General features: G+C 67.2%; 20 protein-coding genes. 15 read left to right on the top strand and 5 right to left on the bottom strand.

Annotation, left to right across the window (positions count from 1 at the left end; translation table 11 throughout):
* Window positions 1–79: 79 nt before the first annotated feature.
* Both QHF89_RS27725 and QHF89_RS27730 read left to right on the top strand, forming a co-directional pair.
* Window positions 80–532, top strand: coding sequence for a hypothetical protein (locus QHF89_RS27725; protein ID WP_284721006.1), 453 nt, complete (start codon window positions 80–82; stop codon window positions 530–532).
* Window positions 529–2355: an FAD-dependent monooxygenase gene (locus QHF89_RS27730; RefSeq protein ID WP_284721007.1), complete on the top strand. Its 1827-nt coding sequence runs from the start codon at window positions 529–531 to the stop codon at window positions 2353–2355. Before QHF89_RS27725 ends, QHF89_RS27730 begins: the two co-directional genes overlap by 4 nt.
* A 98-nt stretch (window positions 2356–2453) precedes the next feature.
* Here the strand turns inward: QHF89_RS27730 and QHF89_RS27735 are convergent, their stop codons facing one another.
* Window positions 2454–3248: a hypothetical protein gene (locus QHF89_RS27735; protein WP_284721008.1), complete on the bottom strand. Its 795-nt coding sequence runs from the start codon at window positions 3246–3248 to the stop codon at window positions 2454–2456.
* Window positions 3249–3359: 111 nt separating this feature from the next.
* Window positions 3360–4703, bottom strand: coding sequence for a hypothetical protein (locus QHF89_RS27740; RefSeq protein WP_136966598.1), 1344 nt, complete (start codon window positions 4701–4703; stop codon window positions 3360–3362).
* 141 nt (window positions 4704–4844) lie between these two features.
* Between QHF89_RS27740 and QHF89_RS27745 the strand changes: the two genes are divergently transcribed.
* Together QHF89_RS27745 and proB are read left to right on the top strand one after the other, a co-directional pair.
* Complete coding sequence (locus QHF89_RS27745) at window positions 4845–5513, top strand: hypothetical protein (protein WP_284721009.1); 669 nt, start codon at window positions 4845–4847, stop codon at window positions 5511–5513.
* Entirely contained in the window at window positions 5506–6627 is a 1122-nt protein-coding gene (proB, locus tag QHF89_RS27750) for a glutamate 5-kinase (RefSeq protein ID WP_136966597.1), read from the top strand. The genes QHF89_RS27745 and proB overlap by 8 nt, the downstream gene beginning before the upstream one ends.
* Before the next feature lie 57 nt (window positions 6628–6684).
* Here the strand turns inward: proB and QHF89_RS27755 are convergent, their stop codons facing one another.
* Window positions 6685–7191 carry a hypothetical protein gene (locus tag QHF89_RS27755; RefSeq protein ID WP_136966596.1) on the bottom strand — a complete coding sequence of 169 codons (507 nt, stop codon included), beginning with the start codon at window positions 7189–7191 and terminating at the stop codon, window positions 6685–6687.
* Between the two features lie 565 nt (window positions 7192–7756).
* Here QHF89_RS27755 and QHF89_RS27760 point away from each other — a divergent pair.
* The 11 genes from QHF89_RS27760 to QHF89_RS27810 all read left to right on the top strand — a co-directional run bounded on the left by QHF89_RS27760 (window position 7757) and on the right by QHF89_RS27810 (window position 22118).
* On the top strand, window positions 7757–14278 hold the full coding sequence (locus QHF89_RS27760; RefSeq protein WP_136966595.1) for an FG-GAP-like repeat-containing protein: 6522 nt from the start codon (window positions 7757–7759) through the stop codon (window positions 14276–14278).
* On the top strand, window positions 14278–14739 hold the full coding sequence (locus QHF89_RS27765; protein ID WP_136966594.1) for a hypothetical protein: 462 nt from the start codon (window positions 14278–14280) through the stop codon (window positions 14737–14739). Before QHF89_RS27760 ends, QHF89_RS27765 begins: the two co-directional genes overlap by 1 nt.
* A 561-nt stretch (window positions 14740–15300) precedes the next feature.
* On the top strand, window positions 15301–15756 hold the full coding sequence (locus QHF89_RS27770) for a DUF6896 domain-containing protein (protein ID WP_136966592.1): 456 nt from the start codon (window positions 15301–15303) through the stop codon (window positions 15754–15756).
* Window positions 15757–15789: 33 nt separating this feature from the next.
* Complete coding sequence (locus QHF89_RS27775) at window positions 15790–16029, top strand: hypothetical protein (RefSeq protein WP_136966591.1); 240 nt, start codon at window positions 15790–15792, stop codon at window positions 16027–16029.
* Between the two features lie 463 nt (window positions 16030–16492).
* On the top strand, window positions 16493–17347 hold the full coding sequence (locus QHF89_RS27780; RefSeq protein WP_136966590.1) for a hypothetical protein: 855 nt from the start codon (window positions 16493–16495) through the stop codon (window positions 17345–17347).
* Window positions 17348–17349: 2 nt separating this feature from the next.
* Window positions 17350–18132, top strand: coding sequence for a hypothetical protein (locus QHF89_RS27785; RefSeq protein WP_136966589.1), 783 nt, complete (start codon window positions 17350–17352; stop codon window positions 18130–18132).
* A gap of 76 nt (window positions 18133–18208) precedes the next feature.
* Window positions 18209–18751, top strand: coding sequence for a hypothetical protein (locus QHF89_RS27790; RefSeq protein WP_136966588.1), 543 nt, complete (start codon window positions 18209–18211; stop codon window positions 18749–18751).
* Between the two features lie 144 nt (window positions 18752–18895).
* Entirely contained in the window at window positions 18896–19807 is a 912-nt protein-coding gene (locus tag QHF89_RS27795) for a trypsin-like serine peptidase (RefSeq protein WP_136966587.1), read from the top strand.
* 75 nt (window positions 19808–19882) lie between these two features.
* Complete coding sequence (lepB, locus tag QHF89_RS27800; RefSeq protein WP_136966586.1) at window positions 19883–20521, top strand: signal peptidase I; 639 nt, start codon at window positions 19883–19885, stop codon at window positions 20519–20521.
* A 77-nt stretch (window positions 20522–20598) separates the two neighbouring features.
* Window positions 20599–21717, top strand: coding sequence for an FHA domain-containing protein (locus QHF89_RS27805; protein ID WP_136966585.1), 1119 nt, complete (start codon window positions 20599–20601; stop codon window positions 21715–21717).
* Window positions 21718–21728: 11 nt separating this feature from the next.
* Window positions 21729–22118, top strand: a complete 390-nt coding sequence (locus tag QHF89_RS27810) for a hypothetical protein (RefSeq protein WP_136966584.1) — start codon at window positions 21729–21731, stop codon at window positions 22116–22118.
* On the opposite strand, the gene QHF89_RS27815 is transcribed toward QHF89_RS27810, so the two are convergent.
* Complete coding sequence (locus tag QHF89_RS27815; protein ID WP_136966583.1) at window positions 22119–22790, bottom strand: GbsR/MarR family transcriptional regulator; 672 nt, start codon at window positions 22788–22790, stop codon at window positions 22119–22121.
* Between the two features lie 19 nt (window positions 22791–22809).
* A complete protein-coding gene (locus QHF89_RS27820) occupies window positions 22810–23478 on the bottom strand; it encodes a TlpA family protein disulfide reductase (RefSeq protein WP_136926874.1) in 669 nt (222 codons plus the stop codon).
* Window positions 23479–23492: the final 14 nt, after the last annotated feature.

Below are 23492 nucleotides of genomic sequence, written 5' to 3' on the forward strand. Positions count from 1 at the left end.
GGGACATGGCTCCTTTCCAGCCACCCCATGGCCACCTCTGGCCATCACGCCCCGCCTCGCCCGTGCTCTGCTTGCTCTCATGAAACCCGAGCGACCGCCTTCCTCCTCGATGTGGGCCGCGGGCAAGGCGCTTTGTATCCTTTCCACCTTCACGTACGGCCTCCTCACGGCGCTGATCGACGTCCTCGATCCGCACCACCTCCGAAACCCCGCTTGGCCGGGGCATGCGCGGTTCCACCTGCTCTGGCTCATCAGCGGCGGGGCCCTCGGCGCGCTCGTCTCCATCTACCTCTTCTGGACCGCCACCCCTCGCACCCTCTGGCGGATTCGCACGGGCGCCCTCCTCGGGGCCCTCCACATCGGCGGCTTCTTCGTGGCCGCCCTCTTCAAGAATGCGGCCGGCGCCGAATTCGACGCCGATGGCCGGGTCCTCTTCGGCTTCCTCCCGCCGGCCATGCTGCACCTCGGCACCTCGGCGGCGCTGCTCTTTGCTGGTGTTCGTCTGTGCCACCCGGAAGGCAAAACGACATGAGCGATCGAACTGTCTCCGCACCCGTCCTCATCATCGGCGCCGGGCCTTCGGGCATGGTGAGCGCCTTGTGCCTCGCGAAGCGCGGCATCGATTGCATCCTCCTCGAGCGCCGGCAGGGGACGGACACGCATCCCAAGGCCCACGAGCTCTCGGCGCGCTCGATCGAGATCCTCCACGAGCTCGGGCTCGGCTACGACGAGCTCTCCGCGGAGGCGTCGCCGCCGGAAGACGCAGCGAAGGTCCTCTTCTGCGACACGATCGGCGAGGAGTTCGGCTGCATCGATCTGCAAGCCGGCAGCATCGGGCGCAAATACCGCGAGCACCTCGAGGCGCCGATGCCTTACCTCAACCTCTCCCAGGTCGAACTGGAGAAGATCCTGCAGAACCACGTCGCGGCCTCGCCGCGCATCCAGGCGCTCTACAACCACCAGTGGGAGTCCTTCGAACAGGACGAGGAGGGCGTCGCGAGTCGGATCCTGAACCGAGCCACCGGCGAGATGCTCACGCTCCGGAGCCGGTACGTCCTCTGCGCCGACGGCGCCGGCAGCCGGAGCCGCAAGGCGCTCGGCATCGAAATGAGAGGCCCGGACAAGCTGCTCGACGTCGTCAATGCCTACTTCCAGGCCGACCTGCGCCACGTCGTCCGCACCCGCGGCAAGCTTTATTTCATCTTCTCGCCCAAAGCGCCGGGCAGCGCGTTCATTGCCCACCACGTCGAGAAGCGGTGGGTCTTCCACCTCCCCGTGGCGACGCCCCACGAAGCGATCGAGGAATACACCCCGGAGGTGATGCTGAAGAAAATCAAGGCGGCGCTCGGGCGCGAGGACGTGGACATCCAGATCACCTCGATGAGCCACTGGCGCATGACCGCGCAGGTGGCGGACCGCTTCCGGCGCGGGCGTGTCTTTCTGGTCGGCGACGCGGCCCATCGATTCCCGCCCACCGGCGGGCTCGGCATGAACTCCGGTATCGGCGACGCGCACAACCTCGCCTGGAAGCTCGCCATGGTGCTCGATCGCCGCGCCCCGCCCGAGCTGCTCGACACCTACGAGGCCGAGCGCCGCCCGGTGGTCCAGACGAACTGCGACGAGAGCCGGCTCAATTTCGAGCGCATGAACGAGGTCGCGGAGGCCTTCGGCATCGACGTGAAGGACGCGCGATGGGCGACGGAGAAGCTCGCGAGCTCCACGATGCGCGCGCTGCCCGACAACGTCCGCGCCTTCGCCGAACGACAGGCGCAACGTTACGCCGAGAGCGTCCTCGCGCGGTACCATCGAGACCCTTCCGTGCGGGAGCGCGTCCTCGCCGCCATCACGCAGCAGCGGTCCCATTTCGATCGGATCGGCCTCGACCTCGGCTACACCTACGAAGAAGGCGCGCTCCTGCGCGACGGCACGAAGCCGCCCGCGTCCGACGACCGCGTGTCCTCGTACGTCCCCTCGACGCGGCCGGGCGCCCGATTCCCGCATGTCTGGCTTGACGGCAACACGCGCCGCCGCAGCAGCCGCTCCCTCATCGATTACCGCACGTCCACCCTGCTCGTCGGCGCGGCGGTCGCGACGCGGCCTTCGGACGTCGAGGCGCTCGGCCCGATCGAGGCGCGCCACGGCGTCCGGCTCTTCGAGCTCGGGGCGGCGGACATCCCCGTCTGTCATGTGGCCGCGGTGCACACGGCGCTCGAGATCGAGCCCGACGGCGCGCTCTTGATCCGGCCGGACGGACACGTCGCGTGGCGACAGGCGCGCGGCGTCACGCTCTCCGACGCCTTGATCGCGTCGATCGTCGGGCACGTCTACGGCAGCGGCGAGACGCTCGCGGGGTGAGGGCTTGCCCCCCCTGCCGGCCCCTCGGGTGCGGTCGGACCCATGTTGACCGTTTCGACTTCGACGACGTGCCGTCGAAGCATGGAGCCTCACCCACCCTATGACGCGTCCACGACGCGGATCGGGTTCCAGTCGAACCCGGTGACGCCTGCGTCCTGGAAGATGCGCCAGACCTTGGGGGTGACGAGGAACCAAGGGCACGGGAAGAGGGCATCACTCACGTCGCCGTCGAACCTCACCTCGCCGCCCCATTCCCAGCTCACGTTGACGTCGCGGATATCGGCGACGTCCGCCGCGCGGTACGCGAGGCGGGTAGGGACCTCCTCCTTTCCCGTGAAGCTACTGCGCCCGCAAGGGCAGGGCTTGTAGGGATATACGCCGGTGGATCGAGGCGACATGGGAGGCAACGTGTGCGTCGCGCAAACCTGCCGCCAGGGGAGCTGGATATGCCCTCGCCTGTCGAACGCCGCGAAGACGCCCCGGAACGAAAGCCCCGTCGCGCCGCTCTCTGCGAGCGCGCCGGCCAGCTTCTCGTCGACGAGCAGGTCGTCTTTGAAGGTCATAGCCGCACGCCGGCCTTCGAGACGATGAAGATACTCGACGTCGAGGATCATCGCGGAGGTCTGCCGGGCCCCGGCGCCGCACCGCTTGCAGGCCTCGGACATGTCGTAGGTCGTGCCTTGCCGCGGCCCGCCGTAGACCTCGGCATTGACGTCGTACGACACGATGAGCAGCCGCGCTGCTTCGAGCTCCTCGTCGGTGAAGCGGTCTTGGCGGCGTTCGACCCAATCGTTATCGTAGCCCTTGAGCAGATCCAGGAGGACAGGCAGGCGTTCGTCCCTCTCGTCAAGCGTGACGGTTGTAAGATTCGCTTCTGCATCCAGCACCGCCACGTCGGGACCGCAGTCTGCCGGTCGGAGGATCGTCTGCGGCCCCCCGGGAAAACGATCGTTGATGAGTAGGATTCGTACCTCTGTCCACATGTTCGTGCCTCGATGGCGATGTCATTTGCCAAAATATGGCTTGATGGCCTCCAGCCAGTGCGGATGAGTCTTATACGCGCTTTTGTACGTTTCCCATAAGGTATCTGGCGTCAGCTTCGGAGGTCGGAGCCCTTTGAGCATGCGCGTGATCTCCTTGTGCTTCGCCTCCGTCAAGATCACCGCGGGCAGCTTGTCGAAGTTCTTCAGCCCCAACTTCTCCGCCATCGCTTTCTCCAGGATGTGATGTGCCTGGTAGGAACCGCCGAGGTTGTCCGTGAACTTCTTCATCACCTCGTACGCGCCGATGGTTCCGTTCTGCTCCAGCGCGGCCGCGATGTCCGCCCCGTATTTCTTGGCCAAGAGCTCCGCCGTCTCCTTGGACAGCTCCTCGGCCCCCTGCAGAAGGATCGGCGCCTTCTTCGCGCACGCCTCCTCCAGCTTCTTCGCGAACGTCTCGGCCTGCCCGACGAGCACCGCCGACGCGACCTGTGTGATCGCCGCCGCGGCCTGGACGATGGCGTTGTCGACGCCGTCCTCGTCATCGCCGCCGATGACGCCGAACCGCTTGCCGTCTTTCCGCGCGAGGTCGTGATTGAACTCGCCGTTCAGCATCGCGGAGGCGATCGCCAGCTCGCGGACCATCCGTTCGAGCGGCGTCAGGGCCTTGCCTTTGCCCGTCCCGTCGCCCTTCCCATTGCACCCCTGCTTCGTATCCTGACAGCGAACCGCGCTCACCAGCGGTCGCCCGTGCCTATGCTGAAGCTCCGGCAGCGCGCCGCCCCGATCCACGTGCGAGCACGCTTCATCCACGCACCTCGGCGGATGCACCTCGTCGCGCCTCGGCAGGACGCTCTCCTCGCGCAAAATGCCTTCCCGCGGCAAGGAGCCTTCCTGCGATACCCTCGGCTCATCCTTCCGCTCGGCCACGCGTGAACGAGGCGGCTCCTCCTTCGGCTCGTCCGCTCTCTTGCTCTCCTTGGCTGCTTCTTTCGGCGAAGGCTCCGATTGCGGCGGTGCGGGTGGCGCTGGGGCTTTTGCGGCGGGCGCCTCCGGCTTCTTCGGAGGCGGGGGCGTGCATCCCGGCGGCCGAGCTTTTGATGGGATTCGCGCGAGGCTTTCCGGCCCGAGGTTCGGATTGTACCGAAGCACCACCCTGTGCTGGGCCTGCTGCCAGAATTGATGAGCATTGAGAATGACCAGCGTGCCGCCGGTCTTCTCCTCGATCACGGCGAACGTATCGACATCCGGCGGCAGCCCCGACGGCTTCCAGCAAACATCGACGGGCGTCTGCGCGAGGGCCGCCGGCATCCGGCACGAAAACACGATCACCGCAACCACCCACCAGACGAAGACACGATGAAGCATCGTGGACCCCCTCGGCGAGCGAGCGTACTTGTCGTCGGAGAGGGAGATCAACCAGCCCAGCTCACGACGTCCGCCGCGCGGCGAGACGCTCGCGGGGTGAGGGCTTGCCCCCCCGCCAGCCCCTCGGGTACGGTCGGACCCATGACGACCCCCGCCCCTGCCGTGCGCCCTCCGAGCCAGAGCACCGTCGCGGTCCCCGTGGCGACGCCCGCGCCGTCCGGCCGCCTCGCCGTGCTCTCCGCGGCGGCCATGGGCGCGCTCGCCATCCCGCTGCCCATCCTCCCGGACCGCATCGTCACGCGCCTGCGCGGCGCCCTCGCCCATGACACGGCCACGCGCCACGGCATCAGCCTCACCTCGGATGCCCGCGCGCTGCTCGCCAGCGTCGAAAGCGAGCAGAATGCCGGCCGCGCCATCGCGCGCAGGGCCGCCGAGGTCATCGGCTTCGCCATCCTGAAGCGTGGCCTCGGCCCGCTCAGCGCGATCACGAACGTCGCCCGCGCCCTCGAAGTGTTCGCCTTTGGCCACCTCTTCGACCGCTACATCACGCAGGTGCGCCGCTCCGGCGCCGTCCGCATCCATGCCGAGGAGGCCCGCAAGATCCGCGAGACCATCGATCGCGCCTTCCTGCACGCCTTCTCCCCGATGCTCCGCCCGACCCCGATCACCTTGCCGGACACCGTCGAGGATCTCCGCGACGAGTTCACCCGCTGGATGGACTCCGCCATCCTCACGGGCGCCTCGCTGCCGAGTTACGTCGAGCGGCGCCTCGAAGCCGCCTTCGACGAGGTCGTGAGCCACGATGGTTGAGCGCGAGGCGGTCTCCTCGTCCCACCCGCGCGCCGTCCTCGGAAAAACCCGGCGCGCCATCCTCAAGATCGGCTCGAAGAGCCTCACCGGCGACGCCTGGGACCGCCTGGCCCAGGACGTCGCCGCCTACCGTGGCCAGCGCGCCGGGCGGGGCGGCGGGCGCAGCGTCGTCATCGTATCGAGCGGCGCGATCGCCCACGGCATCCAGAAGCTCGGCCTGAAGAGCCGCCCCAAGGACATCGCCTGGCTCCAGGCCGCGGCGGCCGCCGGCCAGAGCATCCTGATGCAGCGCTACGAGGAGGCCTTCGACAAGGTCGGCATCCCCGTCGCGCAGGTCCTGCTGACCCACGCCGACCTCGCCGACCGCGCCCGGACGAACAACGCCCGCGGCGCCCTCGGTGCGCTCCTCGAAGCCGGGTGCGTCCCGATCATCAACGAAAACGACGCCGTCGCCGTCGAGGAGATCAAATTCGGCGACAACGACCAGCTCGCCAGCATGGTCGCGCCGCTCGTCGACGCCGACCTCTTGCTCCTCCTCTCCGACGTCGAGGGCTTGCTCGACGCCGACGGCCGTCGCGTCCCGATCGTCCGCAGCATCGCCGCCGAGGCGCGCCCGCTCGCGGGTGGCTCGACCTCGGGCGTCGGCACGGGCGGCATGACGAGCAAGGTCGAGGCGGCGCGCCGGGCGACGCTCGCCGGGGCGCACGTCGTCATCGCGCACGCCCGCGAGCCGGGCATCCTCGGCCGCGTCGTCGCGGGCGAGGACGTCGGCACCTTCTTCCCGGCCGTCCACCAGCGCCTCGGCGCCCGCAAGCACTGGATCGCCTACACCTTGCGGCCGCGTGGCGTGATCCTCGTCGATCGCGGCGCTGCGGAGGCCATCTGCGCCAAGAACCGCAGCATCCTCGCGGTGGGCGTGCTCGGCGTCCGCGGCACGTTCCAGCCGGGAGACGCCGTCTCCGTCGTCGATCCGGACGGCCGGGAGATCGCGCGTGGCCTCTGCCGCCTCTCGCAGTCCGACGCGGCGCGCGTGGCGGGGCAGAAGCGCGAGGAGGAAGGGGAGGAGATCGTGGTGATCCATCGGGACGACCTGGTCGTGCTTCCGATGGAGTGAGGGGGATTCAGACAGGAGGGCGAGGGGAGGGGGGCGGGGTCGCTTAGCGGCCGAGCGTCAGCCTTGGGTCTTCGCGTCTGCGTCCTCGGCAGCGTCCGCCTTGGCGCTCTTCGTCCGCGTCTTGACGCCCTTCTTCGCGATGGCCGATCGATAGGTCCGCGTCTTCTCGTATTTCGCGAGCAGGTGTTTATCGTTCGTCGTCTTCGCGCGGCGCTCGATCGAATCGGCGAACGCGTTCACCTGCCGCTGCCTTTTGTCGTCTTCGAGCGCCCGCGTCTCTTCCATCATTTCGACGAGTTTCTTCAGGGCGGGCAAATGCGCGTCGATCATCCCGACGCGGTGGTTCGATTCCTGGAAGGCCTCGATATCGGATTTCGTGATGCCGGCCTTGTCGCCGAGGAGGGCCTGGTTCGTGAGGATCTCGGAGACGACCTCGGGGAAACCTTCTTGTTCCGAGCACATCCCCAACCGGGCGCGCGGCGGCAGGTCGACGAGAAAGGGCGCGAACGCGGTGCAATCATGGACGAGCGTGTCGAGCGCGACGGGCTCCATGGGATTCGGCATGATGGGATCTCCTCCCCGAAACCGGGGGGAACGGGTGCATGGCATCTCCACGCGCAACGGCGCGAGGTAGGGTATGGACGCTGTGCGCGGTGGATTCTTTGCAAGGATCGGAATCCTGCGCTCGTGGAGGGGGATGCCGCGGGCGGGGTCTCCGAGGCTGCCCGCGGCTTCGCAGGTGCCGTCCGCGGCTTTCCCCAAGCCGCACGCGCCTCCCATGAAGCCGCGCGCGGGGTCGTCGATGCCGCGCGCGGCCTTCGCGAGGCTGCGCGCAGGGGTCACGATGCCGCGCGCAGGGTCGAGGGATGGCGGCCGCGGGTTGCAGGAGGCTGCGGGCGGGGTTTGGGATGCTGCGGGCGGCTTGCATGCTGCCGCGTGCAAGCTTCACGAAGCCGCACGCAGGGTGGTGCGATGCTGCCCGCGGCTTCGCCGAAGCCGAGGGCGGCCTCCTCGATGCCGCCCTCGGACCATGTGTGTCACAGCACGAATACGCTGTTGACAGATCAGTTGGTTTCGGTACAGGTCCGGCCGACAACGCACGAGGTGCTCGTGCGTGGAGGTCGTCGTCATGCGCTGGGCTGTCCTGGTCCTTTCCTTGCTGCTCGTCCTTTTTCCCTTCGCGCGCGCGAGCGACGAGCCCATGTCACCTGCGTCGCCGGCGGAGCCGTCGGAGCTCCCCGAGCCGGCCCTCGCTTGTCCGACCTACGCTGGGCACCACGCATATCCGGCCATGACCCCGCTCGAGAAGGCGCCTGCGCAAGGCGCCCTGTCCCTCGACGGATCGTTCGCCGTGTCGGCCGCGGGTTCGGCGACCCATACCCTTCCGCTCATCGTGCCCCCGGGGCGGATCGAGCCCGCCCTCTCGATCACGTACGATAGCAGCGCCGACATCGGCCTCCTTGGCAAGGGGTTTTCCCTCCGAGGGCTCTCGATGATCCACCGCTGCAGCACGAACCTCGCGCAGGACGGCGCGATCCGCGGCGTCCGGCTCGACGTCGCGGACCACGTTTGCCTGGATGGACTGCGCCTGGTCCAGGTGGGCCAAGGGAAGGACACGATCGGCGACTTCGCCGAGTACCGCACGTTCCCCGATACGCAGACGAAGATCCACGGGTATGGCGCGCCCTCGAAGGATGGCTTCGATTCGATCTATTTCGTCGTCTTCCGGCGCGACGGTCATGTTGTCGAGTACGGCAAAAGCAATGCTACGCGCGTCGTCTGGCGGCACGGCATCACGCGCGCCTGGAGCATCGAGCGGGATCGGGATCGGTTCGGCAATACGATCCGATATTATTACGCAACGGACGCGAACGCGCAGAGCGGCGCCACGCGTGAGCGTGTACCCGACCGGATCACGTACGCGGGTCACGTCGGCGCGAACGGCGTCGAGACGCAGGGCAGCCGCGAGGTTCGATTCCGCTATACCGTCAACGACGGCGGCGCCATGTTTCACGAGGGGGAGCGCATCTCACGGGACAAGCAGCTCGCCGGCGTCGACATGTTCGCCGATGGGGTGAAGGTCCGCTCTTATGAATTCGATTACGACCAGGACCCCATCACCGACCGCTCCTTGCTCGTGAAGGCCGAAGAATGCGCCGCGGGGGACCTCGCGCAATGCAAACCTGCCGCGCGGTTCGGCTGGAGCGACGGCGGGGCCCAAGGCGGCTTCGAGACGAGCACGCTCTGGCCCCACGTCCCCACGAAGAACGAAGACCCTCAATATAGCTGGACCCTCGCCGACGTGACGGGAGACGGTCTCCCGGACATCGTCACGTCCACCACCCACCCCGAGACGGGAAGGAATCGCTGGTTCGTGTACGAGAACGTCGGCGGCGGGAACCTGGGTGTGCCCGTGGAGTGGGCGGACCTTTCCTATCCGACGGGATTCCTCGGGCAGTGGCTCATCTCTCCTCTCGACTACAATGGCGATGGCCGTATCGACCTCCTCGTCGATCAACCGTCGGGCGTGGGCTGGAACTTCCACCACGTCCTCGTATCGAGGCCGGAGCCGTCGCCGCACTTCGAACTCGTCGCCACGAACATCAGGCGCCAGGCGCATTTCCGTGCATCGGAGTTCACGTCCGAGAGCGCTTCAGGCTGGACGCTCGCGGATCTCGACGCCGACGGCATGCTTGATTTCGTCGGATGCGACGACGAGCGGACGTGGTACGGGGGCGCGAATTACGTGGAGGACAATTGCCTCCCGGGCGAAGACTGCAAGCCATCGCTTGCGCACTGGCGCGCGCACCTGTGGAGGCCGGGCGGATTCGAGGAGAAAGAGCGCCCCATTCCGGCGCTCGACGGCGTGTCTTGCTGGACGATGAAGCGGTTCTTCGGGGCGGTCGACTGGGATGCGGACGGGCAGACGGAGCTCGTCACGGTCGACACGGACGCGAAGTGGTGGGTGCATCGGCTCGATGTACCTTCCCTCGCGTGGGAGAGCCGGTCGACGGGTCTTCCCATGGCCAATGCCCTCGGCGTGGGAGTGTCGGAAGACCCGGTCGCGGAGATGGTCGCCTATCCGCTCACGAAGGTGCACGCCGCGAGCATGAACGCGGAGTGGGATGCGCTCCGGGTGCTCTTCCCCGATGTCAATGCCGATGGTTATCCCGACCTCCTCCATGTAGGCAACCTCGGCACGGACATCATCCCCTTCGTGTACGAAAACCACGGGCGCGACGAATTCGAGTTCTTCGGTGCGGTCTACGCTCCCTTCCCGGCCGCCGGCTCTGAAGCGTTCGCGTACTCGCCTTACGCGAGGGTCTTCGACTCCAATCGTGACGGCCGCGACGACCTGTTCCTGCCGGTGCCGGGATCCTGCGGAGACGACACGTGTTACGTGGTGTACGAGAGCGGCAAGCTCGGGGAAAACGCGACGGTCACGGCCACATCGATCCAGTTCGAGAATCCATACGGCGACACCGTGGCCCCACAATACCTGCTCCGCACGATCGATCTCGACGGGGACCAGGACACGGACATCGTGTATCCGTACCACGACGCGCAGATGGTCGCGTACCGGAACCGGGCGCCGCGGGATCTGCTCACGACCCTCACGACGGGACGGAACCCTAAAGACCCAAGCGATCCCGGGTTCTTGCCGGATCTCGAGATCACGTATGGTGATCTGGTCGATCGAGGTGAAGCTACCTATGCGCCGCGCTCGGATCCGGAGAACGATTGCATCTATCCGCGTGCCTGCGTCGTGGGTGGCGCCGCTGTCGTATCGTCGTACCGGCTGAACAATGGCCAGAACGAGGCACGAAGGTTCGAGGTCGAGTATCGCGATGGCCGCGCGCATCGGCATGGTCGTGGGTTTCTCGGGTTCGGCGCGCGTATCGTGCGTGACCTCGACACGGGCACCGAGGTTCACGAGCGCTCCGACAACGTGACGTTCGATTCCGCGCGGCGAACGTTTCCGTTCGCCGGAATGGTGATCGAGTCCGAAACCCGGATCTCCGCCGCGAGGGAGGAAGTGAGTTCGTACTACGTGGAGCCGGAGGTCATCCCGACGAGCGGCGGCGCCACCTATTTCGTCACGACACGGAGAACGGAGAAGCGCCGCGAGCAGGACGGGGACCTCCTCGAGCGCACGTGGACCGTCGTCGATGACGTCGACACGTTCGGGAACGTGCTCGAGATGCGATCGTTTACCGAGGGCGTCGACCTCCTGAACAAGACGACGCGCACGGTGACCAATGATCCCGCGCTGTGGTTGCTCGGCCTCGTCGAGAAGGAGAAGACGTGCAGCTCGGCGCTCGGCGCGACCCAGTGCCGGGAGACCGAGCAGGCGTTCGACCTCCGGGGCGCGCTTTGGCGGAGCACGCGCGCGCCGAACGACCCTGCCGCGCGGCGCGTGGTACACTTTCTGCGCGATGACTTCGGGAACGTCACGAGCGTGCTCGCGGACGATGCCTTCGGGCATCACCGGGAGGCATGCGTGACGTACGAGCCCTCGGGCACGTACCCGTGGGCGACGCGGAATGCTGCAGGGCACACGTCGTATCACGTGTTCGACGCGGGCCTCGGCGTGGAGCTCTCGATGCGCGATCCAAACGCGCTCGTCACGAAATGGCGTGTGGAGGGGTTCGGCCGCGTCGTCGAGGAGCACAGGCCGGATGGGGTCGTCAGCACGCGGAGCCTGACGCGCGCTAAAGATGGCGGGCCGTTCGCGAATGAATGGGCGCTGCACGTGCACGAGGCGACGCCGGGGCACGGCGCGCGGGAGACGGTGCTCGATTCGCTCGGGCGCCCGGTGCGGCAGCGATCGAAGGGGCCGGATGTGCTCATGTCCGGGATCTCGGCGTTCGGGGTCGGGAAGTGGATCGTCGCGGAGAGGTCGTACGATTTCCACGGGCGAATGGTGTGGGAGAGCAATCCGCACATCGAGGGCGACGCTCCGGCGGCCGGGCTCGGCACGACGTGGGAGTACGACAACGCCGGGCGCGTGATCTCCACGAAGGCGCCCTGGGGCGCGATTTCGAATCATACGTACGACCACGACCAGGTCGTGACGCAGGAGAGCAACCCCGAGGGGGGCGTCCTGACGAAGAGGACCCTCCTCGACGCGATCGGGAGGCCGATCACCGTCGTCGACGCGAAGAGTGGCGAGACGACGTATACCTATGAGCCGTTCGGGCTCGTGCGCAGCGTCGAGCTGCCCGACGGGACGTCCCGGGAGACGGTACACGACGATTATGGCCGGCGTATCGAGGAGACGGATCCAGACCGGGGCAAGACGACGTCCGTTTTTGATGGCTTCGATCAGGTCACGGATCTCGGCGACGCGCTGGGGCGGCATTACAAGTTCGAGCACGATGCGCTCGGCCGGCTCACGCGCCGCGAGCAGGGCGGCGAGGTCTCGACGTACGAGTTCGACATGGCGGACCACGGCGTCGGCTTCCCGTCGCGTGTGATCGGCGCAGACGGGCACCGGGTCGAATACAAGTACGATGCGCTCTCGCGGCCGTGGTCTACGACGCTCCGGCTCGCGGATACACGCGCGTTCGCGGCGTGGCGCAGTTATGACACGTTCGGTCGACTCTCGAAGATCACGTATCCGGGCGAGGGTGATTTCAGCGTCTACCACGAGTACGACACGACAGGCACGCTGACGGCGGTTCGCCAGGGGGTCACGCGGGATCTCCTCTGGCAGCTCGACATGGTCGACGGCGCGGGGCGCACCGTCATGGAGACGTTCGGGAACGGGGCGCTCACGGAGCGTGATGTTTCACCGCAGAGCGGCGCCGTGGAGAGCATCTTCACGCACCACGGCACGAACATGCTTCAGGGACTCGTGGTTCGGCACAATGTGCGGCTGAACGTCGATTCGAGGGAGGACAAGCGACAGCAGAAGATCGAGCGGTTCCAGCACGACGAGCTCGATCGGCTCACGTGCAGTCGGGTGGAGGACTGCGAATCCCCGCTCTCGTGCCTCGAATGGAATGGGCCGTGCGATACGGTGATCGAGTATGACGCGGCCGGCGATATCACGTTCAAATCGGACGTCGGGACATACACGTACGACCCCGTGCATCCGCACGCGGTGCAGCTCGCGGGGAGCGCGGCGTTCGCGAACGACGCCGTGGGCAATCAGATCACGCGGCCGGACGTGACCATCACGTATACGGACTTCGACCTGCCGCGATCGTACGTGCCAACGGCTGGTGGCCCCGCCACCACGTTCGAATACGACGGCCATGGGGCGCGGGTGCTCGGCCGGCGTGGGGAGCGGGAGACGATCTATTTCGGGGATCTCTTCGAGCAGGAGACGCGCCCCGAGGGGGTCGTCGACCGGTACTTCGTGAGCAATGGCGAGCGGATGGTCGCGGTCTTCGAGCGGCGCGGCGAGAACGAGACGCGGCGTTATGTGCACGTGGACCACCTCGGCTCGGTCGACGTGATCACGGACGAGGCCGGCGCGGAGGTGGATCGGCGGAGCTTCGACGCGTTCGGGGCGCCGCGGGATCCCGCGTGGGGTGGGAGTGCCGGGGCGACTGCGAGCACGGGGATGCGGCGTGGGTTCACCTGGCACGAGCAAGACGAGGAGGTCGGGCTCGTCAATGCGAAGGGGCGTATCTACGACCCGAGGATCGGGCGGTTCCTGCAGACAGATCCCATCGTGGCGGATGTCCTGTCCGGGCAGGCTTGGAATCCATATTCGTATACGTTCAACAATCCGCTCGCGTACGTGGATCCGAGCGGGTATCAGGCGATCTTGCTCGGCCCCGTCGTTCCGCCCGGGCCCGACGGAGTCATCGACGTGGTCGTCCGGGGTCCGCCACGAATGTCGAAGGATCCGGAACTGCAAACCGGCATCGTGGCGGCGTTCCGCGCGCATCTGCCGACCCCGCCGCCGGCCTCGTCGCCGGATGCGGCGGAGCCGGAGGCGAGCTTCCTTGAGCTGCCGGGCGTGCAATACGGCGGCGGTGTGGTGTCGGGGGCGATGATTGGCACGGTGCCGGGAGGGAGCATCGGCGCGCAGATCGCGATCGACGCGGGGGCGTTGCCGCAGGGGACGCGGGAGGCGCGGCTCGGGAAGGCGGTCGGGGAAATGGGGGCGGGCATCGTGCAGATGGTGCTCGGCGCGGGTGGGTCGTTCCTGGGTGGTGGGATGAGCACCACGGGCGGAGGCGCGATCGTGGGGATGCCGATCGCGGTGGCGTCGGCCGGGATGCTCGTGAATGGGTATGCGGCGGTGGGGGTGGGGTGGGATGGGTTTTGGCAGGCTTGGTCGACGGGTGGCGGGGCGAGCGGCGCCCGTGCACCGGGGCCGAAGGTTGACAGGCGGCTGACGCAGGAGGACCTGGGGTTGGGCGGAACGGATGCCGAGGTGCAGGGGAGCATTCGGGTGAAGGACGGGCGAGCGTTGGTCAAGATAGACTATATTGGCAGCATGGATGGCGTGGGTATGAAAGCGGCGCGAGTGTTTCCGTCGCTGAAGAAGATGGCGCGAGAGTATGGAGCGTCGAGCATACGTGTCGAGACGACGCCGATCATCGAGATTACGGGCAACTTGAAAAAACTTTTGGAGCGAATGGGTTTCGCGCAGCGGTCCAACGGTACGATGTTCTACGAGGGAGGTCTCTAATGAATGTTATAAAATCGTATCTCAACCGAACGCTACGCAATCAGGTCTTGCCGTCGGGTGAAAAGAAAGGCATGCCGGGCTATTATGCCTTCACGCATGGTGAGCAACCGGCGTGGTGGCGACCGGAGATGGATCCACAGCAGGGCGAGGTGCTTGGCATCTACGAGAGTTTCCAAGGGAGCCCGACCGATGCGCTCATCATCACCCAGGATGCGCTGGTCGTACTCGAAGACTCGTTGCAGAAAGTCCTCCGCTACAAAGATATTGCCGGGTTCCATCGGGTCTGCAAGGAGCCGCTGGATGAGGAGTTCAGGGTCGAGCTGTATTCGGGGGACGTCTTTTCCGTGCCGTTTCGTGCCCGTGATGGTGCGATCATGGATATATACCGATTCCTGATTTTTGCGCGAACGCGAAACCAGGGCATTCCCGTGCCCGGGAGCCGCGATTCCAAGGAGCCCTGATGCAAGCTCCTGTCTTCTTGGCTGCGTTCCGCGTGTATCTGTCGTACCGACGCCCCCTGGAGGCCGCATCACCGGATCGCCGGATGGGCGCTTCGTTCAAGCGCGTGACGCAGCCGGGAATCTTGCCAGAGTGCGCATCGACGGCCCCCCCATCGGCCCGCCACCCATCCTGATCCACGCGCGCAACAGCCCCACGGGCACGTTCCTGGCGTAAACAATCCAGACGGCACCCCGTGGCTGCCGATCAACCAATCGGAGGAGCCATGCAGCGGCCTACTTGGGGAGACACGGTTCGGATCAAGAGCAACGCTCCGCACGAGATGCTTCCCGGGCGTCTGGCGGCCGTTTGCGGCATGCGGGAGGTCGAAAACGGCGATCAAGCCAAGCCGTTCGGCTGCGCGATCGGGACGACTCTCTATCTCCTTGAATTCGGGGACGGACACTCGATCGAGATCCCGGAGCACTTGGTGGAGGTTGCCAACGAGTAGCGTTCTTTTCTTGCGTGTGGAACGACTGCCTCCCAGGGTATCCCCGCCGAGCAGCATGTGGAGGCTTGTGGCCATGGGGCATGGGAACAAGATGGAACAGGCGTGGAAGCTCATCGAGCGCTACCTGGAGCGGGCGACGCAGGTGGTCACCCTGCTCCAAGCGCAGAGTCGTGAGGCCGACTTACTTCGTGCTGTCGCGGCCAGGCGCCTGCCTCGTGAAGGCCGGATCGAACAACGGGGGGAGTATCAGTTCCACGGAGTCGGGTGCGCCGCGACCCTGGATGGCATCGACATCGATTTCGATTTCGGTCCGGAGGGTCGTCACGACGGTTTTGATGCGTGGCGACTGCGAGAATTCGCTAGCAACTGGGACGAGTTCCTGGAGCTTCAGGATGAAAATACATGGGTCGAGCAACTCGACGAGATGGCTCGGCTCGGCTGGATTCACAGTCCCCGCTGGGAGCCAAGCCCACACCTCAGATATTTGACTGAGACCGGTGCGCAGGAACTCGCGACCCACCGCGGATGAGCAGATCCTGAAGGGCCTGTTGGGAGGTGTGCAGTGAGTTCATCCACAGAGTCTCTCTACCTTCGAGACCTCGGCGGGCTGCTCAAAGAGATGGCGCTCCGAGCGAAGAAGGAGGCTCTCTCGGCCTCCGAAGCAGACCGTGGTTTTGCTCTCGGGCGTCTCATGGCGATGCACGAGGTGATCTCGCTCATGCAGCAGCAAGCAGATGCCTTTGGGCTCGACGTGAAGGACATCGGCCTCGAAGAGATCAGCCCCGAGCAAGACCTTGTTTAGGTAAGCGGCCAGGAATAGCCGGTATCGACGACGTGGTCGACGCGGCTGGTTTCCACTTCGTGCTTCCGTCCGAATAGGCACTTCGGTTACAGTGCTGGGACTTTTTTCGAAGTCCTGGCCGATGTCCTCTTTCCGTCAACATCTCCTGTGGTTCCCGGCGGCTTGGCTCGTGGTGCTCGCAGCGCCGGGGGCGGCTGCGCAGGGCACCCCGACGTCGCCGACGCCTTCTCCAAGCGCGCCGGCGCCTTCGGGAGCATCGGGCGCACAACCTCCACCGACCGGTTCGACGCCATCACCGACCGAGTCGACGCCATCACCGACCGAGTCGACCCCACCGCCGACCGAGTCGACGCCATCACCGACCGAGTCGACCCCATCGCCGACCGAGTCGACGCCATCGCCGACCCCATCCGCGCCCATCGCCCCCAAGCCCACGCCCGCCCCGGAGCTGACGAAGTTCCAGGTGCAGTCACACGCCTACAGCGGCTTTCGTTGGCCGGGGTACACCGTCGGCGCCAGCATCCGCGGCGGCGGCGGTATGTTCGGCTCCTCCCTCGGCCAGGGCAATCCGCTCGTCACCGGGTACCGCTTCGTCGAGCGGGGCGGCTTCATCTCCGGCTTCGTGGTCGGCGGCATCTTTTATCTGCTCGGCGCCACCGCGGCGAGCATGCCGGACTCCACCAGCGTCTCGACCTCGTCCTATGTGCGCACGAACGCAAGCGGCCAAACGGAGCGGGTCACCACCACCACGTACACCGCGACCTCCACCAGGAGCGCCGCAGAACGCGAGGCGGCCCTCGCTGCGGCAGAAGAAAGCGCCAAGGGCCTCGTCGCCTATCGCCAGCAATCCTTCGAGCTCGACGTCTTCACCCGCAAGTGGTTCGGCGCGGACCTCGGCGACGCCCGCGGCTATCGAATGAATTTCCTCTTCACCGTCTACACGGGGAAACGATTCATCCTCGAGGGCGGGTTCGGCTTCGGCGACGTCAGCGCGATCGTCCCCGGCAAGGACATCCTCGTCGAGGAGAAGTACGTCGGAATCCCGGTCCGCTTCATCGTCCCCTGGGGCCCGTTCTACGCCCAGGCGGCGGTCGACCTGAACTTCCGCGGGCTCGACTTCGGCCTGCTCGCGGACGACGAGATCGAGACGCGCGAGGTGGACGGGCGCCGCATGCGCGTGGACCCGGTGCGGCCGATTCCGCTCACGATCTCGGTGAATGCGATGCTCTGGCGGCTGCACCTCTCGGTGGGCGTGGAGACGGCGCGGCCGTGGACGGGCCAGTTCGGGTATGTCGCCACGGCGGGGGCGAGGTTCTAGCCATGGTCTTGCGCACACGAATGCCCCGCCCGATCGCCGCGGCCTCGTTCGCCTTCGCCGCGCTCGCCCTCGCGTCCGGCGTGGCCCGGGCCGACGATTGGAGCCCGCGGGACGAGTTCTCCTCGGACGACTTCTTGCAGAGCTACGGCCTCGGCACGAACCACTTCGGGAGCGTGGCGATCGTCTATACGCCGCGCTCCGTGGTCGATTTCGAGGAGAACGAGCAGGACCCGCCGATCTCCGGCACGGGTGCTCTCACGATCGCGGCGTGTATCCTGCCGCTGCCCACGCTCTTCGGGGGCATGGGCGGCATGGAGGGGGACATCACGATCGGGTTCCCGCTCTTCAAATCGTACTTCGGCGGCTTCGGCGCGAACCTGGGCCTCGTCGTGCAGCCGATTTCGTTCCGCCACCTGCGCGCGAGCCTCGCGGTCGGCGGCGGCTTCAACGCCCACGGGTATGGGTACCTGAAGCCGCGCATCGCCTTCACGATCGTGCCGGACTACGTCGACGCCGAAGCGACCTACCGCTGGATCCCGGAGACCGCGAGCAACGTCTTCGGCGGTCGGGCGGATGGCCTCGAAGACGAGGGCTTCGGCGAGCACAAGCTCCGCGCCTCCTTGTTCGTGTCCTTCCGCCAGAGGAAAGACCGCGACGACTTCAGCGTCCCCGGCGTGCACCTCTTCTTCGAGTACACCCGTGTCGCGGGCGACGCGGAGGAGCTCGAGCGCGTCAGCATTCGCGCCGGCGATTTCATGACCTTCGGGCTCGGCGCGGCCCTCTGACCCAGGCAGCCCCGGACACGCGTCCGGATTCTTCGAAACGCGGGAACCCACCCGCCCGAGCGCTGTCGGTTGGACCATGCGCTCGGGCCTCCTCTTCATGAACGGCATCCTCCTCGCAGGCATCGCTTTCGCCCTGGGCATCGGCCCCGGGACCCACTCGAAGCGCCTCCTGGCCGCCGACACCACCCAGGCCTCCGAGACCGCCGTCGACATGGCCGCCCTCGAATCGGCCGCCGCGCTCTCGCCCACCGTCGACTCCGTCGTGGCCCTCGCCTCGGCGTACGTCGACCGTGGCCAGCCCGGCCTCGCGAGCGCCGTCATCGACAAGGCCCCCCGCGCCCTTCAGCTCGATCCCCGCGTCGCCGACGTCGCGGCCCGCGCCCTTTTCCACCGCGGGCAGGCGCGGAAGGCCCTCGCGACCGTCGAGGGCGCGCTCGACGCCTGCGACACCGACGCGGTCGCGTGCAGCTCCTGGCAGGTCGCGAAGGCCCGCCGCCAGGCCGCGTTTCTCCATGAAGTCGTGGCCGCGGGCGTCGAGGACCCCATGACGGATCCCGCCGCCGTCCGGGCTGCGTACGAGCGTTCGACGCAGAAGGTCGGTCTTGTCGCGATGCGTTGAAGCCGCCCGGGGGCGCGTCCGTCACGTGACGTAAGACGCACCCAAGGAAAATCGGGCGGCGTTGTCGGATGCCCCATCGGCGCCGCCATGTCACGATTCTTTTTCTGGTTCGTCTCAGGAAGCGATGACTGGAACCCACCGACGATGCGTACGCGGGAGGCCATCGCCAGCGTGCTGAATCGACGCGAGCCCCGCTCCTCCCCGCCTTCCTCCCTCGGCGCCCGCCTTTCGAGTGGGCTGCCTTGGGCGACCGTCTTCGTCTCCACCTCCCTCCTCGTCGGCTGCGGCCAGCCCACCAAGCGCCCGATCGCGACCCCCGCGTCGCACGGTCAGGCCGAGGAGCGCCCCTTCATCTTCCAGCCGCCCGTGGACCTCGACATCGAGAACAAGGTCAACGCGGTCGTGCGGATCGTGGGGGACGTGACGTGCACGGGCACGCTCATCGCGGAGGACCTCGTGCTCACGGCGCACCACTGCGTCTCCGAGCGCGACGCCGACGGGACGGTGCATAACCGCGACAAGGATCCGGAGAGCCTCACCATCGAGCTCGGCGGCGACGACCTGCCCTGGGGCGAGGTGAAGGTGCGCGCGATCGTGAGCCCGGATTGCGGCTACGTGTCAGGCGAAGGCGACATCGCGATCCTCGTCCTCTCGCGGAAGCTCGTCGGCGTGCCCACGCTGAGCCCGCGCATCGAGGAGGCGCCCACGCAAAACGAGTCGATTTACCCGATCGGGTTTGGAAGGTGCGCGCTCTCGCGTGGGCCGATCCACCGCATCGAGCGCGTGGGCGGGCCGATCGGCAAGGTGCGCGGCGGTGATTTCATCGCGGTCGCCTCGGTTTGCCCCGGCGATTCGGGCGGACCGGCGTACAGCGCGAACCGGCAAGACGTGGTCGGCGTGGTCTCGGCCTCCGTGATGGATGGCGACGACGCGACGGCGGCGCCCTCGATCTTCGTGCGGCTCGATGCGTGGCGTGAGCTCTTCAGCGCCGCCAAGGAAATCGCGAACGGGACGAGCCCGAGCGAGCTGCCGCCCTTCCGAAGCTGCCAGCGCTGAGCGGCGCGCGCGGCGCAGCCCGCCCCGCCGGATGCTCGCCCGCCCGGCCGCACCTGCGATACGATCTGCGCTCCGATGCAGAAATTCGGCAAAGCGCTCGGCTACACCGTCCTCGCCCTCGTGGTGGTCTTCGGGCTCCTCAGGGTGCTGCTCTTCAAGACCTGGGCCGTGCCGACGACGCTCCGTCTCTCGGCATCGGTCGCGCCCACGCTCGACGGCGGGGACTTCGTGCTCCTCTTGACCCGAGGCACGCCGGGCTTCGGGGATCTCGTCCGCTGCAAGGACCCCGAGGATCCGACCCAGTACGTGGTCGGCCGCATCATCGGCGTCGAGGGCGACAAGATCGAGATCACCGCGCGGAGCGTCGAGGTCAACGGCAAGCGCTACAACACCGTCCAGGCGTGCCCGCCGCGCAAGTACCAAACGCTGCACCCGAACACCGAGGCCGAGGTCGAGCTCGAGTGTGGCGTCGTGGAGATGGGCGGGGGGTGGCATTACCGCGGGCAGACGAAGTCCAAGACGAGCCCCTCGACCTTCAAGGCCGAGGTGGGCGAGGGCATGGTCTATCTGCTCAGCGACAACATCGACCTCTACGACGATTCCCGCGAGTTCGGTACGCTGGAGCGCGCCACGTGCAAGGAGCGCGTGGTCTTCCGGTTCGTCGGCAAGAACGGCTGGGGCGATGCGGACGCCCGGATGACGGTGATCCGATGACACGCTCGTTCGGATCCTTGTTTGCTTGACCCTCCTCTCGATCGCCGTTTAGAACCGGGTGTCCCCGAGGAACGACGTTGGGCAACGAGCAGCACGAGATAGGCATCGTTTGCGGTCAGTGCGACACGTGGAGCTCCATGGGCGCCACGAGCTGCACGGCGTGCGACAACGATCTGGCCCTGTTCGGGAGCCGGCAATCCGTCCTGCCGGCGCCGCTGCCGTCGGCGCCCGTGCGTCCGGCCGTGTCGGCCCGTCCCGCGACGACGCCTGCGCCGCCGCTGCATCGCCCCGCGACGCCGCTGCCCGCCGCAGCGACCTCCGTGGGACCTCGCCGCGCCCCCGCGGCGGGCGCCGTTCCCGCGCAAAAAACCCCAGCACGAAGCGAGTTCGCGGACCTATCGCAGGAGGAGCTCATGGAGCAAGCCCGTAACTACGTCTGCCGTTCCTGCTCGAGCGGCGTGCCCTCGGGCCACAAGTTCTGCGGGAGGTGCGGGACTGCCGTTCCGCTCGAGATCATGAACGCGCAGACGCTCTTCTTCGGGGACATGCAGAACCCGGCGAAGGCGAAGCTCATCCTGATCCGCGGCGAAGGCATGGACGGCCTGAGCTTCCACCTCAAGGCCGAGCAGCACATCGTCGGCCGCAACGGTCAGCTCGTCTTCCCCGACGATCCGTTCGTCTCTCCGAAACACGCGAACTTCTTCTACCGAGACGGCAAGCTCGTCGTGCGCGACGAGGGCTCGCTGAACGGCGTCTACATCCGCGTGCGCGGCACCGTCGACATCGTCCCGAGCGACACGTTCCTCGCCGGCGAGCAGCTCTTCCGCCTCGATTCGAGCCCCAAGCCCTCCGACGGGCAGGACCCGGACGGCACGTACTTTTATTCGTCGCCGAAGCATCCGAGCCCCTTCCGGCTCACGCAGATCCTCCAGGGCGGCGCGGTCGGCATGACGGTGTGCGCGCGGGGTTCGTCGCTGCAGATCGGGCGCGAAGGCGGCGACCTGAACTTCCCGGGCGACCTCTACATGTCGGGCTCGCACTGCCGGATCGAGGAGAGCAGCGGGCGCTTCTCGCTGACCGATCTGAACAGCCGCAACGGCACGTACGTGCGCATCAAGAGCGAGCGCGAGCTCGGGCACGGCGACTACCTCTTCATCGGCCGCAAGCTCTTGCGCGTCGAGCTGAACACGAACTAGGCGGATCCCTCGTGACCACAAAGCCCCATCGGCCGCTCTGCTTCGCCGACGCCACAGGGGGCGCGCTTGCGGCCCTCGGCGCCGCGGTGGCGCGCGCGCTCGGTCATACGGACGCGGTGGCCGCGACCTCCGGCGAGGTCTCGCCGCTGCCCGCCGAGGTGCCGGCGGTGCTCGCGGAGATCGGCCTGGAAACACCGTCGATCCTGAAGCTCGACGAGGCGCTCGTGAACCCGCACGCCGTCGTGTGGCTCGCGGAGGGAGCAGCGCCGGTGGCGGACGCGCGGACGCTCGCGTGCAAGCTCTCGCCGGCGGACGCAGGCGAGCTCGAACGGATGGCGACGGCGCGGATCGTGCGGGATCGGATCGAGCGGATGCTCGAGCTCGAGCAAGCGGCGAGCTAGTCAGCGCTTGCGGTTCGCGCGGCGGAGCGTTTCTTCGTGGTGCGTGGCGATCGTGTCGGCCACGGAGAACGCGGCCTTCACGGCCGTCATGAGCGCGCGCAGGACGGGCTCGGGGATCAGGGCGATGAGCCGCTCGAGGTCCACCGGGCCGTCCGTGTTCGGGACGTAGCGGTCCATCAGCTCGGCGAAGAGATCGTACTTGCGCGAGAGGTCGTCGAGCCGCTTGCGGAGCGCGTTCGCCTCGTCGCCTTGCGCGTCGCCGAGCAGGCCGAGGGCGCGGCGCGAGAGGGCGCGTTTGTCTTGCACGACGCGGCGCAGGCGCGCGAGGTAGGCGCCGATGATCACGTCGGGGTACTTGCCCCGCAGCGTGTACGAGTCGTGCCGCGCGCCGGACTCGCGGCGGCGCTCGATGATGCCCGCCGCTTCGAGGCCGCGCAGGTTCGCGAAGATGTTGCTCTTCGAACGGCCGAGCTCCATCGAGAGCTCGTCCATCGAGCGCGGGCTGTCGGCGAGGTAGAGCGCGGCGACGACCTGCCCGCCGAGCCGCGTGATGCCGGGGAACGAGGCGGCGATCTCCGCGCCCACGCCTTCGAGCAGCGCAAGGCGCGCGGCGACGACGCGTTCGTCGGGGGCGCTCGGTTCTCCGTCTCCGTCTGGCCTGCGAGAGGTCATCGCGGGCGCCAATGTAGCTTCAGGAGTCGTCCATGCACAGGGACGCGTGTTTGCCGCGCGGCACGCCCTGGAGGAAGTCGACGGGGCAGCCGAAGTCGAGGACCGCGCCCGAGGGCTTCTTGAGCATCTCGCCGATCTCGACGGCGCTCGCCTCGGACCAGTCGCGCGCGCCGTCGAAGCGGGCGCGGATGATGCCGTTCTTGTCGATGAGCCAGGTCTCGGGGAAGAGCTTCGTGCCGTAGCGGTCAGCGACGATCTTCGAGTCCGTGTCGAAGAGCACGGGGAAGGGCGCGTCACCGTCGAGCAGCACGCGCAGGAGGTCACGCACCTTCGTGCGGTCCTCGTCGATCGTGACGGTCAGGAGGACCATGTCCTTGCGGCCGCGCAACACGCGCGCGAGCGTGGCGAGCGAGGGCATTTCCTCTTTGCAGGGGCCACACGTCTCGGTCCAGAAGTTCAGGAAGACGACCTTGCCGCGGAAGGACGAGAGCCGGACGGGTTTGCCGTCGAGGTCGGGCAGCTCGAAGTCGGGCGCGAGCCGATCGCGGCCGGCGTACGCGGGGTTGAGGCCACACATCGCGGTGCAGCTCGCGCGGACCTGATCGTTCTTCGCGGCCGTGACGAAGCCAAAGACGGCGATGGCCGCGGCCACGATGAAGACGATCTGCAGGAGCGTGGACGACTTCATGCCTCGACCTCCAT

Source organism: Polyangium sorediatum (assembly GCF_029946465.1).
Lineage (GTDB): Bacteria > Myxococcota_A > Polyangia > Polyangiales > Polyangiaceae > Polyangium > Polyangium fumosum.